General features: G+C 38.5%; 10 protein-coding genes. 9 read left to right on the top strand and 1 reads right to left on the bottom strand.

The features are described from left to right. Positions 1-322 precede the first annotated feature (322 nt). The 5 genes from RTL21_RS17290 to RTL21_RS17270 are packed head-to-tail and all read left to right on the top strand — an operon-like array spanning position 323 to position 5,753. Positions 323-1,105, top strand: coding sequence for a sugar phosphate isomerase/epimerase family protein (locus RTL21_RS17290; RefSeq protein WP_312097595.1), 783 nt, complete (start codon positions 323-325; stop codon positions 1,103-1,105). Continuing rightward, on the top strand, positions 1,102-1,911 hold the full coding sequence (surE, locus tag RTL21_RS17285; protein ID WP_312097593.1) for a 5'/3'-nucleotidase SurE: 810 nt from the start codon (positions 1,102-1,104) through the stop codon (positions 1,909-1,911). The genes RTL21_RS17290 and surE overlap by 4 nt, the downstream gene beginning before the upstream one ends. Next, the gene (locus RTL21_RS17280; RefSeq protein ID WP_312097591.1) at positions 1,904-2,944 is read left to right on the top strand and encodes an ABC transporter substrate-binding protein; all 1,041 of its coding nucleotides are present in this window, start codon (positions 1,904-1,906) and stop codon (positions 2,942-2,944) included. The genes surE and RTL21_RS17280 overlap by 8 nt, the downstream gene beginning before the upstream one ends. 27 nt (positions 2,945-2,971) lie before the next feature. Continuing rightward, positions 2,972-4,696: an ABC transporter permease gene (locus RTL21_RS17275; RefSeq protein ID WP_312097589.1), complete on the top strand. Its 1,725-nt coding sequence runs from the start codon at positions 2,972-2,974 to the stop codon at positions 4,694-4,696. Next, on the top strand, positions 4,689-5,753 hold the full coding sequence (locus RTL21_RS17270; RefSeq protein WP_312097587.1) for an ABC transporter ATP-binding protein: 1,065 nt from the start codon (positions 4,689-4,691) through the stop codon (positions 5,751-5,753). The genes RTL21_RS17275 and RTL21_RS17270 overlap by 8 nt, the downstream gene beginning before the upstream one ends. 100 nt (positions 5,754-5,853) lie before the next feature. Here the strand turns inward: RTL21_RS17270 and RTL21_RS17265 are convergent, their stop codons facing one another. Then, positions 5,854-7,035 (bottom strand): DUF4317 domain-containing protein, encoded by a 1,182-nt coding sequence (locus RTL21_RS17265; RefSeq protein WP_312097585.1) that lies wholly within the window; start codon positions 7,033-7,035, stop codon positions 5,854-5,856. A 253-nt stretch (positions 7,036-7,288) separates the two neighbouring features. On the opposite strand from RTL21_RS17265, the gene RTL21_RS17260 reads away from it, so the two are divergent. From RTL21_RS17260 to RTL21_RS17245, 4 genes are all read left to right on the top strand, one after another. Then, positions 7,289-8,182: a LysR family transcriptional regulator gene (locus RTL21_RS17260; protein WP_312097583.1), complete on the top strand. Its 894-nt coding sequence runs from the start codon at positions 7,289-7,291 to the stop codon at positions 8,180-8,182. Between the two features lie 207 nt (positions 8,183-8,389). Beyond that, positions 8,390-9,577: a M20 family metallopeptidase gene (locus RTL21_RS17255; RefSeq protein WP_312097637.1), complete on the top strand. Its 1,188-nt coding sequence runs from the start codon at positions 8,390-8,392 to the stop codon at positions 9,575-9,577. Between the two features lie 43 nt (positions 9,578-9,620). Next, positions 9,621-11,066: a YfcC family protein gene (locus RTL21_RS17250; RefSeq protein WP_312097581.1), complete on the top strand. Its 1,446-nt coding sequence runs from the start codon at positions 9,621-9,623 to the stop codon at positions 11,064-11,066. A gap of 17 nt (positions 11,067-11,083) precedes the next feature. After that, complete coding sequence (locus RTL21_RS17245) at positions 11,084-12,772, top strand: M28 family peptidase (RefSeq protein ID WP_312097579.1); 1,689 nt, start codon at positions 11,084-11,086, stop codon at positions 12,770-12,772. Positions 12,773-12,833: the final 61 nt, after the last annotated feature.

Here is a 12,833-nt window from a genome sequence, read left to right as displayed (position 1 = left end):
TTTCGTATAATTGTTCAGGTTTTTTATTATCTTTTAAAAAAGGCTGTTTAGTAAAGTTTGTTATTATATAGGAGTTTGAATAAAGATTCCCCCCATAAACAGCAATATATTTTAATGAATTGTAAATAATTTACTCAGTTTTTACAAAAAGATCGTCCTGTTGTTGAAAAAACAATAATCCTCTCAAAAGTTATCTGAATTTTATTAATAATTTCTTTACATTCCTCCCCAAATTAGCTTTATATTTATTTTCTAAAATTTAATTAGTAGAGGATATAACAATATTTAAACTAATTTCTATCAAAAGGAGTGAGGTACTTTTATGCATTTTGCTTCAACATTAGCTTGGGCGTATCCGGCAGATAAAGTGGTGCTTCTTGCAAAGCAGAGCGGATTATCCGGACTGGAGGTTTGGGCAGACCATGTTTGGTACTACGAGACAGATCCTAAAAAAATCCGTGAAGCAAATCAGGATGATTCCCTTAACCTGACTATGCATGCTGCCAGCTGGGACTTGAATATTTGTTCTTTAGAAAAAGAAATACGAGAAAGTTCTGTTAGGCAAATCCAACATTCTATTAAGCTAGCAGATGAGATAGGTGCAGATTCAATAACATTCCATCCCGGGAGGCTGACGCTTCCTCAGATAAAACAGGAACTATATGAAGGACTTATGATGGAATCTATCTTTACGTTACTAGAAACAGCGAAGCGGTATAAGAAAAGCCTTAGCATGGAATTAATGGAGGTAAAACCAAAGGAATTTGTAACAAGTCCTAATACGCTGAATCGCTTGATATCGAGCTTTTTGCCCGAACTTAAAACAACCTTTGATGTCGCTCATATTTCGGAGGATATTCCTCAGCATGCTTTTGCACAATTAATCAATGTAGACAAAATTCATATTAGTGATAATTCCGTAAGTCAGCTACATATTCCCCTTGGTACTGGAATACTCGACAGCAAAATGTTGGAAGAATTTCTTTCTATCTCTTATCTTCCAGTTGTCGTGGAAGGCTTTGATGTTTCGAAAAGCTTGAACTGGTGGAATCAAAATCTTCACTATTTAAACAGCTTGGAAAAAATTAAGGGGGTACATCAATGAAAGTTCTAGTGACGAATGATGACGGCATTTTCGCTCCTGGCATTCAGGCACTCGTTGAAGTGCTGCAGCATTTTGCAGATGTTTATGTGTCCTGTCCAGATCAGGAAAGAAGCGCAATCAGCCATTCGATTACACTAAGAGTCCCTTTAAAGGCAAAACCACTTGCTCTTTTTCCAGGTGCAAAAGGTTGCTGGGCAGTGAATGGAACGCCAGCAGATTGTGTGAAGCTTGGAATCGAAGTGCTTATGAAAGAACCGCCTGACTTTGTTATTTCAGGAATAAATCTTGGACCAAATCTGGGGCGTGACCTTTATTACTCAGGAACAATGGCTGGGGCAGTGGAAGGATTGCTTTATGGCATTCCTTCTGTGGCAGTATCGTTAAATGCCTTTTCTGACATGGACATTAACTATGAAAAAGTGAAAAAACTATTTTATCCCATTTTGGAAGTACTTCTGCAGAATAAGATTCCAAAGGGCGTTTTCCTGAATGTTAACTTGCCTTATTTATCTAAGGAAATATGTAAGGGAATCCGTATCGTTCCGCCAGATATGAAGGTTTCGCGCTACTCTTATGTAGGTTTAAACGATCCCCATGGATTAGTCTACTACTGGCTGAAGGATCAACTTCATCATATGAAAGATTTTGAGAATGATAGTGACTTTCTTTTACTAAGAACAGGGTTTGTGACTATATCGCCGATTGAGTTTAGGACGTTTCATAAAAGAAAACAAGAACAAATTGAACGATGGTTTGCTCATTTAAATTTTGCTAGTACAGATGAGGAGGAAATAGATTATGCGTAAATGGATGCTTGTATTAATAATTGGAATAGTAATGGCCTTTGCTGCAGGCTGTGGTAGTAAGGAAAGTAGTGAGGCAAGTAATGTTTCTGAAAATACCGATTCTACAGAGTCGAAGCTAGAGGGAACACTCCATTTTTATACTTCCCAGCCAGATGCAGATGCGGCCAAATTGGTAGAAGCGTTTCAAGCTAAATATCCTGATGTAAAGGTGGATACCTTCCGTTCTGGAACAGAGGAAGTAATTTCAAAAATCAAAGCGGAAAAAATGGCTGGAAAGATTCAGGCAGATGTATTGCTAGTTGCAGATGCAGTAACATTTGAAAGCTTAAAGGAAGAAGATATGCTTCAAGTATATGAAACAGAAGAAGCAGCTGAAATTCCTTCAGAGCTTGTTGATCCAGATCATACATACTTTGGAACAAAGGTCATGGCTACTGGATTAGTTGTGAATACGGAAAATGTAAAGGAAATGCCTACAAGCTGGAATGTGCTTACTTCTAAAGAAGCAAAAGGGAAAATTATTATGCCAAGTCCGTTATATTCTGGTGCAGCTGCCTATAATTTAGGTGTGTTTACTCGTCAAGATACCTTTGGCTGGGATTACTATAATAGTATCGCTGCAAACGATGTAACTGTAACAAAGGGGAATGGTGACGTGCTTAAAGGAGTTGCTGGCGGAGAAGAAGACTATGGAATGATTGTTGACTATCTTGTTACACGCGCTAAAGCAGAAGGATCTCCCGTTGAGCTTGTTTATCCAGAAGAGGGCGTGCCAGTTATTACTGAACCAATTGGAATTATGAAGGACGCCCAAAACGTAGAAGCAGCAAAAGCATTTGTTGATTTCGTACTTTCTGAAGATGGTCAAAAGCTTGCTGCAGAGCTTGGTTATACTCCAATCCGCAAAGGAGTAGAAGCTCCAGAGGGACTAAAGACAATTGATGAAATAAAGGTCATTTCTGCCGATGTGCAGGAATTGTATAAGACAAGAGATGAGGACAAGAAGGATTTTGAAACAGTTATCAGCGAATAGAACACTTTTTAAGAAGGAGTGGACAGTATGAACTCACATGTTCAGAGTTCAGAAAGGAAAACGGAAGCTTTATCTCCGTTCTCCTTTTCTTATTTTAGCCGTAATTGGTGGGGCGTGCCCGGCTTTCTGTTGCTTGTCTTCGTATTTTTACTTCCTGTTTGTCGTCTTGTATGGCTGAGCATATCCTCTGGCGAAGAAGTTGGTCTCAAGCTTTATCAGGAAGTGCTGTTGGAAAAGGCAACGTGGAGGACCATTCAACATACCATTATCATTACGATTTCTAGTACATTGCTAGCCTTAGTGCTGGGAGTAGGGCTTGCCTTTACAATGGCTTACTTGAATATCCGGGCAAAAAAATGGTTGCAATTGCTTATATTCTTACCTTTTTTAATCCCATCTTATATATCAACACTTGCTTGGGTTCAATTTTTTGGAGGAAATGGTCCTATTCAGTTTCTTTTTCATAAATCTGTTAATTTGTACAGCATGGGAGGGATTATTTTTGTGCTGGGGCTTTCCCATTATCCCCTTGTTTACTTGATGAGTGTAGAGGTATTTCGCCGTATACCGCGAGAACTGAAAGATGCTGCTAGCACTTCTGGAGCATCTAGGGGAGTTGTTTTTCGAAAAGTTATTTTTCCAATGGCGCTACCGGGAATTGCTAGTGGCGGTATTCTTGCGTTTTTATCAAACATTGATAACTTCGGAATTCCAGCTTTTCTTGGGATTCCAGCAAATATTCGCGTATTAAGTACTTATATTTATGAGCAGATAATTGGATATGGACCATCTGCTTTTTCTAGAGCGGCTGTACTTTCCGTTATTCTTGGCGTGATTGCTCTAATTGGTACAGTTTTGCAATGGGTGATTAGTAGAAAAAGCAGTGTCAGTGAAACAGCTGCAAGAGATACAGAGCCAAGATATTATCTCTCCCGGGGTTGGAAGAATGTAGCGGAGTCGGTACTATGGATTTTCTTATTGCTGACAACTCTTGTTCCGTTGATTGTGATGGCTTCTACCTCCTTTATCAAAGCTTATGGATTATCTCTTTCATGGGAAAATCTTTCGTTAAAAAATTACCGATACTTACTATTTGAAGATGCTAAAACCGGTTCAGCAATAGGAAACAGTGTAACGCTCGCACTTGCTACTATGTTAATCTGTAAGGTTATTGGAACAGCTATTGCCTATCTTCGCTTTAAAAAGCCAATCTTTTTTGTGAAGGCTTCGGAAATCATTGTAACAATTCCATATGCTTTGCCAGGAACCGTTTTTGCCTTAGCAATTATATTAATGTGGCTACAGCCTTTACCGGGCGTGCAACCTGGTATTTATGGAACAATATGGATTTTGCTTATTGCTTATATAACCCGTTTTACCGTACTGCAAATGAGGGGAAGTCTAACTGCTTTTTCACAAATTGATCCTACTATGGAGGAAGCGGCAAGAACTTCGGGGGCAAGCGCTTATGCTAAATGGAGAAACATCCTTTTTCCATTGCTTATGCCCGGTGTATTAAGTGGTGCCGCTCTTGTATTTTTAACTGCCTTAACGGAGCTTACTGTTTCGAGTCTTCTATGGTCAAGCGGTTCCGAAACGATCGGTGTTGTCATCTTTAGTTTTGAGCAAGCGGGATACACGACTTATTCCACCGCATTTTCCACATTAATTGTAACAGCTGTATTAACAATGGGGATTATGTTTGTTTTATTAGAGAAAAGATGGAAGAAGAAGGTGATGAAAAGTGATTAGTATTGATGGCTTAAAAAAGAACTATCGGAACTTTACAGCACTTCATGATATTAATTTGGAACTGCTGAACGGAGAATTTATTGCTATTCTTGGTCCTTCTGGATGTGGGAAGACGACACTGCTACGGCTTTTGGCAGGATTTATGAAACCAACAGATGGAACGATTACGATAGATAATGAAATAGCAGCAAGTTCCAGTAAGCTTGTCCCACCTGAAAAAAGGAATATTAGTATGGTGTTCCAGTCCTTTGCATTATGGCCACATATGACAGTAGAAGAGCATATTCAATTCCCACTGAAGCATCATCGATTTGGCAAAACGAATGCCAAGGAGGAGCAGGCGATAAGGGTTGCGGAAGCATTGGAAATGGTCGGTCTTTCTCATTTAAAAGATCGATATCCAGCTGAACTTTCTGGAGGGCAGAAACAACGTGTTTCCCTTGCGCGTGCTATTGTTCCAAAGCCGTCTCTACTATTGATGGATGAGCCTTTAAGTGCACTTGATGCCGAGCTTCGTATGGAAATGAGAAGGGAAATTGGCGCGATTCACCGGAAGCTAGGGACAACAATTATTTATGTTACCCATGACCAAGGGGAGGCTCTAGCAATGGCTGATAGAATTGTCGTGATGAATCAGGGGCAAATAGAGCAGATTGGTACTCCTGAAAGTATTTATAATGCTCCCCAGTCGGTATTTGTGTCTACCTTTGTTGGAAAAAGCAATCTTATAAAAGGGGAATGGGTTAAAGAGGATCGATTTATTCCTGCGGATTTCCCCACCGTATCCTGGCTAGACATTGGCATTTCATCAGAAATTAAAGCTCAAAATCTTTATCCTGTTCGTCCTGAACAATGGAAGCTTGGAGAGGCGGACGAAAACCAAATGACAGGCACTGTTCAATTTGCTCAATTTCAAGGCAATGAAATTCATTATAGTATTCAATCAGGTGAAGAGACGATTAATGTTTATGCTTCTGTTTTTGAAAAACGATTCTTGCCAGGGGATCTTGTTTCTTTAAGCATATACAGAGGGGTGGAAAAAAGGGCTGTATGGTAGGCAGTAGGTAGAGAGATAGATGATTGAGTTTAAATCATTCTTAGAGGATATGATAAGAAAGAGGATTCTCCATTCTAACATGGAAAATCCTCTTTCTTTATTATTCTTCTGAACTCCCGCCAAAAGCTTCAGGAATCATTGTAAAGCCTTCGATAACAGTATCCTCTTCGACCTCAATCATTAAATAACGTTTTCCGCTAAATTCGATTTGTTTCACATAGCGTAAATCTGGTGGACTGATTGCGATATTGGCGATTTTTGTACTGATCTTAATCGACTTTGATGTGAATTTTGGCAAGATATTACTTGCTTTTAACTCGTATTTATCATCATCAATAATCTTTTTGAAAGCAAATTCGACCTTTTCTGGACTGATATCCTCCACGCCGCTCATTTTTAAGACTTGTTCGACGTCCTTGGAGTCTAATTTAGGAACTTCTTCCTCTTCGTTTTCCACAATCATCCGGTTAATTTCCTCATACACATTGGAAAGAGTAGAGGTGCTTAATTGATCACCGGTGACATCTTTAATAATTTCTTCAAATACAATTTTATCATCTTGAGCAGTCATCATTTCTTCGCCGTTGAGCACTTCTTCGATAAATTGGTAATCTGGTTCATGAATCTTGCCTGCCGCATAGAGAATATGGTTAACATCTGCGGAATTGTCTGAGAAGCTAGGGAAAAGAAATCCGCCCATCGGTGCATTAAGATTTATAATGGGATCAACAACAATATTGTATTTAAATTCTTTCTCTACATAATCAAAAAGCAATTCTTTTTTCGGCTCTTGTGTGTTATTGATGCTGCATAGAATGAAAGGATGGGAGAAAACAGTATCTCGGTCACTTTCTTCAGACTCTTCACTGCGGCGTTTCTTCGGCTTTAAATATTCTCCGCGAATGAAGGTGATGACAATGTCTTTTTCATATTGTCTGCTCGCAAGCATTTTGTCCACAATCTGGAGCATTTGCTCTTTCCAGTCCTCTACTTCAGAGCTAAGTAATCCTTTATGTAAAATAAGCTGGCTATTATTTTCTGCATCCCTTTGGAATTTTAATTCAAAGAGCTTTTCATCTAAATTCCCGGCAAGTAATTTCTTGAAGTTATGTAAAAATAACTCTTGCTGATCTTGATCAAGCATACCAAATGGTTGGCTTTGATAATGGAATATATCACTCGATTCTTTCATGACATAAACATTAAACATGTCTGTAATTCTAAGTAAATCGTTGTTCATTTTGAATTGTTTTCGAATGTTTGCTATATCTTTTTTGTTCATTCTAAGTACACTCCTAAGTTACTTTGAAAGTAAATGATGGATGTTTTATTAAGGTTTTGCTATATGTATTCACACTCATTGTAGTCATTTATCCATTTTATCATATTTGGTTTGCGGATAATAAGTAACAAAATAGTGTTCTTATGAAAAGTGTGGCATGCTAAAAATTTGTACGATGGCTAAAGGGGGCTGGTCAACAATATCCCTGTATGCTTAAATAGAAGATAATCTAAGATACAAGTGGGGAAACAAAATGAATGAGAAGGATTGCTTGTTGCTGCTCTATTTACAGAAGGAACAGAATATTACGAAAGCAGCGGAACATCTATTTATGACCCAGCCTGCCTTGACTTATCGTATACGTCAACTGGAAAAGGAATTTCAGGTTGAAATCCTTTCTAAAAATGGGAAAAATATAAGGCTGACTCCAGCTGGTGAACATTTAGTGGAATATGCAAAAAGAATTCTAAGCGATTTACGAAAGACAAAAGAATTTCTCCTAAATATGGAGAATGAACTGGTTGGAAGTTTGAAAATTGGTGTTAATAGTCATTTTGGTTTGTATAATTTGCCTTCTATATTAAAGGATTATATAAAAATGTTCCCGAAAGTGGAATTAAACGTGGATACTGGATTCAGTACGGAAATGATGGATTTACTATTAGATGGGCAAATTGATGTGGCGATTGTAAGAGGAGATTATAATTGGTCTGATGGGAAATATCTTCTTAGCGAAGAAAATGTCTGTATTATTGCAAATGAGCCAATCGATGTAAATAAACTTCCTCAGATGCCAATGATTAATAGAAAAGAACCTAAGGTGCTACTAAAATATAAGACAAGCCCTTATAACCCTTTCGAACAAAGCATTGATTTTTGGTGGAATCAAAGGTTTATCGAACCACCTTTGATTACAATGCAAGTAGATAGCTATGAAACGTGTAAGGAAATGGTGAAAAAGGGACTTGGGTATGCGATTATCCCTAGTGTTTTTCTAAAGAAGAGTGATGACTTATATCATGTTCCGCTCTTTTTTAAAAACGGTCAGGAAATGAAAAAAAGAACATGGATGTACTATCGAGAATCATCGATGAACTTAGCGACAGTAGCCGAGTTTGTTCAATATATAAAAAAAGTGGATGAATAGATGGAATAAAGAGAATGAGCGCGGAATTCTCTTTTTTTCTGCGGTATTTTGCATAATTATAAATTTTTATTTATGTAATTGTTTGGGATATCCATAAAAAATTTTTATGAGTTACGAAAAAAAGCTTAATTTTACTTATTTTAAAAGGGGTATTACAATGAAAAATATGATTATGATTATTCAGAATATTTCGGAGGTTGTATATTGATGTATATAGAGAGGGTTCAAGAAAAACAGGCACTTATCGATAAGGTGGATGCAATGGATTCGCAATTGCGTGAATTATCGTTAAAGATTCATCAGAATCCAGAGGTGAGTTTTCACGAGTATCAAGCAATGAACTGGCTAACAGCACCGCTTGAAGAAGCTGGATTTGTTATTGAAAAAGGAATTGCAAAATTGGAAACCTCCTTTCGGGCAACTTGGGAAGGAGAGCCTGGTGGGCCAACGATTGCTTTACTGGCAGAATATGATGCGCTGGCAGGATTAGGGCATGGCTGTGGACATAATATCATTGGTACCTCTGCCGTAGGTGCTGCGCTAGCGCTAAAGGAGACGATTCCAAATTTAAAAGGGAAAATCGTTGTTCTAGGAACACCAGCAGAAGAGCTTGGTGGCGGAAAAATTATCATGGTGGAAGAAGGAGTTTTCGATCAAGTGGATGTAGCCATGATGTGTCATCCCCATAAGAAATCGATGGTTTTACGGGGAGGATTGGCTTGTGTTGATGCTACATTTAAATATTATGGCAAGGCAGCCCATGCTGCTGCAAGTCCTGAACAAGGAATCAGCGCATTGGATGCTGTAATTCATACCTTTGTCGCTGTTAATTCCTTGCGTCAGTTCTTTAAGGATGATGTGAGAATTCACGGGATTATCACAAAGGGTGGGGAAGCTACAAATGTAGTGCCAGCTTATTGTGAGGCAGAATTTTTACTTAGGGCGGAAAATGTCGAGCAGTTGGAAATTGTTCGCGAAAAAGTGTATGCTGCTGCTCGATATTCTGCAGAGGCTGTAGGTGCAGCACTAGAGATTGAAGAAGGACTTATTTATGCGGAAAGAAATAATAATCACGCACTTGCCCATCTTTTTAAAGATAATTTGGAGCACTTGGATGAAGAAGTATGTAACCCTCCTAAAAAAGGAGGAATCGGTTCTTCTGATATAGGCAATGTTGGGCAGGTTACGGCTACGATTCATCCTTATATTAAAATTACAGATTCAGCAAATACACACACACCAGAGTTTGTGGAGGCTGCTGGCTCAGAAGAAGGGATGCAGGGGTTAAATAAAGCGGCAAAAGCGTTAGCGATGACAGCTTATGACGTATACACAAACGAACAAGCTCTTCAAGCCATTCGTAGTGAGTTTGAGGAATGGAAAAGAAACAAGTAATAAGGAAAATAATCATAAATAATAGATGAATAAAAAGTAAAGGGTGAATAGGTTGAAAATGAATAAGCTTGCCTCTAATGTAGTATCTCCAATGACGAATCCAAAGGCAAAGAAGCTTCGAATGCCACATACATTTGTCATCATTTTAATGATGGTGTTATTTGCTGCAGTTCTCACTTACATACTTCCTGCAGGAGAATTCGATCGTGTAGAAGATGAAAAATCAGGAAATACAGTGGTTGTACAGGATTCCTACCATCATGTTGAACAGAATCCTCTTAGTCTATTTAATCTGCCATTAGCAGTTGTGCAAGGTTTAGTAAGTGCAAGTGATACGGTCTTTTTTATCTTTATTGTTGGTGGAGTTTTTCAAATCATCAATTCTACTGGAACGATTGAAGCAGTTGCTGGTAGAGTTGGTAAAACCTTTATGAACCGAGGTCTGGTTATTATTCCAGTTTTCTTGACGCTGTTTTCATTTGGTGGATTAACGATCGGGATGTCTGCAGAGGTAATGGCGTTTGTGCCAATTGGAATCGCGATTGCTAGAGCTTTAGGGTATGATGCGCTAACTGGGACAGCAATGGTTATGTTAGGTGCTGCGGCAGGTTTTACAGCAGGATTACTAAATCCATTTAACGTAGGAATTGCTCAGTCGATTGCTGAAATTCCCATGTTTTCAGGAATGTGGTTACGTGCCATTATCCTTGTTGTTCTGCTAATTGCTACTAGTTATTATATTATTCGTTATGCGAAAAAGGTGAAAAAGGATCCGTCCTTCAGTATTGTTGTCCAACTTGAAAAAGAAGAAGGGCATAAAAATATGGATGTGGCTTCGTTGCCATCTATGAAAGTAAGTCATTATTTAACAATTATTGCTGTGTTAGCCGGCTTTGGTCTACTCATTTGGGGAGTTTCAGAAAAGGGTTGGTGGATGCAGGAATTAGCGGCATTTTTCTTAGCGTTAGGTGTTATCGTAGGTTTCTTATCCAAATTTGGACCTAGCAAAATTGCAAGTGAATTTGTAATAGGGGCAAAAGATATAACTTTTGGTGCCTTTATTGTCGGATTAGCCAAAGGAATTGTCATTATTTTAGAGCAGGGACATGTTATTGATTCGGTTGTTAATGGGTTAGCGATAATGGTTGACCATATGCCAAGCTATATTCAGGTTCTAGGGATGTACTTCTTTCAAACAATTATGAATGTCTTTATTACTTCTGGAACAGGACTTGCTGCTACGACAATGCCAATAATGGTTCCGTTAGCTGATTTAATTGATGTTACTAGACAAACTGCTGTATTAGCGTATCAGCTAGGAGATGGGTTATCTAATTGTATCCTACCTACCTCTGCCATGTTGATGGGAAGCTTAGCGGTATCCAAAATAAAATACCAAGAATGGGTGAAGTTTTTCTGGCCATTATTGGTAATATGGCTTGTTATAGGCGGAGTTTTTGTTATCGTTGCAGATATTATTCATTATTAATAAAGGAATGAAAAATATTGAAAATCCAGCATGTAGATTTAATCGATAAGGATCTTTTATACCATCATGTCAAGGCGCTTTCTGTGTATGAACGGTTAACCGGAGAGGATGAGGCTGAAAGTGCGGTAGATTATATCGTGGAAAATTTACAGCAGCATCATATTCCGTATGAACGTTACCAGTTTGATGGCTACTTTAGTGATCCTATCTATGGAGAAGTATCTATCATTGCACCTATGAAACTAGTTATTCGTGCAAAAGCAAGATCATTTGGTGCCAATCTTCCCCAAGGGGTAAAGGGACATGTTTTGTATGATTTCTATAGTGAACAATCAAGTGAGACGAGCGGACCGGTTGACCGTTATGAAAAGATGAAAGATAAAATTATTATCAGCTGGAACTATTACGAGGATTATGTGAAAAAACTAGAAAAGGCAGGAGCGATAGGTCTTATTCATATATGGCCATCTAAGGAAAAGGCGCTTCATGAAGAAACGGTTGGGACAATTTGGGGTACTCCTACGATTGAAAATGTGGGACAACTGACGAAAATTCCTGTTGTAGGCATAAACCATGAGGATGGAGTAAAGCTGCTCGAGTGGCTGAATGAGGAGCGTTCTTTAGAAGTCTTATTGAAAACAGAAGTGAGAAATTCTGTTAAAAAGACTAGTCTGCCAGTTGCTACTATCCGCGGAGAAATAGAGGAATATATTCTGGTTTCCGGACATTATGATTCCTGGTATAAAGGGGCAACAGACAATGCTACAGCCAATGCCCTGATGCTGGAGTTGGCACGGATATTTTCTACTCAAGAATGTAAGCGAAGCATCAAAATAGCTTGGTGGCCAGGGCACTCAAATGGTAGATATGCAGGGTCTGCCTGGTATTGTGATCAATTTTTTGAGGAAATCAATGAGAAGTGTGTAGCACATATTAATATTGATTTTCCAGGTACAAAAGGAAATGTCCAAGTAGTGCCAAGATCCACAGCTGTGGAAAAGGCGGAGCTTTTAACGGATATTATTCGGGATTATACAAATAGGGAACCATCTCGTATGGACTATTTACCTCGGGGGGCGGATCAATCCTTTTGGGGTACGAATATTCCTATCCATTTGATGCTTAAATATGAACCGCTGGATCAGGAAAAAATCTATCAAACACCAGGAGGAAACTGGTGGTGGCATACGGAGGAGGATCTCCTCGATAAAGTGGATAGTGATTTATTGGTGAGAGATACAGGAATGCATGTAGAGCTAGTAGATCATTTAGCAAATGCTACGATCTTGCCAGTTAATCTCATTCACTTTCTAACAAAAAGTAAAGGGATTATGAAAGAGCTAGACGAAAATTCCGATGAAGCTTTCCGTTTTACAACCATTTATCAAGCTTTTGAAAAGGTAACGAAGATGGTGGAAGAGCTTTTAGAAAAAGAAACAACAGATGTTGCGTCATACAATAAGCTCTTAAAAACGGTTGGCGGAACATTCAATAGACTTAAATTCTCTTATTCCAGTAAATATGATTATGATAATACGTATCCTTTTCACCCTTATCCAGGTTTAGCTAAGGTAAAGGGCGTCTATCAGAGCAACACATCACAAGAAGAATTTTTATTTAATAGGACCTTTTTTGTTCGACAGCGAAATCGGTTAGTAAATGAGATTAATGAAGTAAGCAAGGAGATAGAAAGATATTTAGAATAGATGATAAAGGTTTTCACTCATTCTTGTGGTCGAGTGGAAACCTTGGTTTATTCTTGCTTCA

Origin of the sequence: Niallia sp., from assembly GCF_031978665.1 — a bacterium.
Lineage (GTDB): Bacteria > Bacillota > Bacilli > Bacillales > Cytobacillaceae > Niallia.
This window is presented reverse-complemented; position numbering and strand designations above follow the sequence as displayed.

What these genes read in the sequence shown, in the direction of transcription:
- RTL21_RS17290 (WP_312097595.1), top strand. Translation starts at nt 323, where the DNA reads ATGCATTTTGCTTCAACATTAGCTTGGGCGTATCCGGCAGATAAAGTG.
- surE (WP_312097593.1), top strand. Translation starts at nt 1,102, where the DNA reads ATGAAAGTTCTAGTGACGAATGATGACGGCATTTTCGCTCCTGGCATT.
- RTL21_RS17280 (WP_312097591.1), top strand. Translation starts at nt 1,904, where the DNA reads ATGCGTAAATGGATGCTTGTATTAATAATTGGAATAGTAATGGCCTTT.
- RTL21_RS17275 (WP_312097589.1), top strand. Translation starts at nt 2,972, where the DNA reads ATGAACTCACATGTTCAGAGTTCAGAAAGGAAAACGGAAGCTTTATCT.
- RTL21_RS17265 (WP_312097585.1), bottom strand. Translation starts at nt 7,035, where the DNA reads ATGAACAAAAAAGATATAGCAAACATTCGAAAACAATTCAAAATGAAC.
- RTL21_RS17260 (WP_312097583.1), top strand. Translation starts at nt 7,289, where the DNA reads ATGAATGAGAAGGATTGCTTGTTGCTGCTCTATTTACAGAAGGAACAG.
- RTL21_RS17255 (WP_312097637.1), top strand. Translation starts at nt 8,390, where the DNA reads ATGTATATAGAGAGGGTTCAAGAAAAACAGGCACTTATCGATAAGGTG.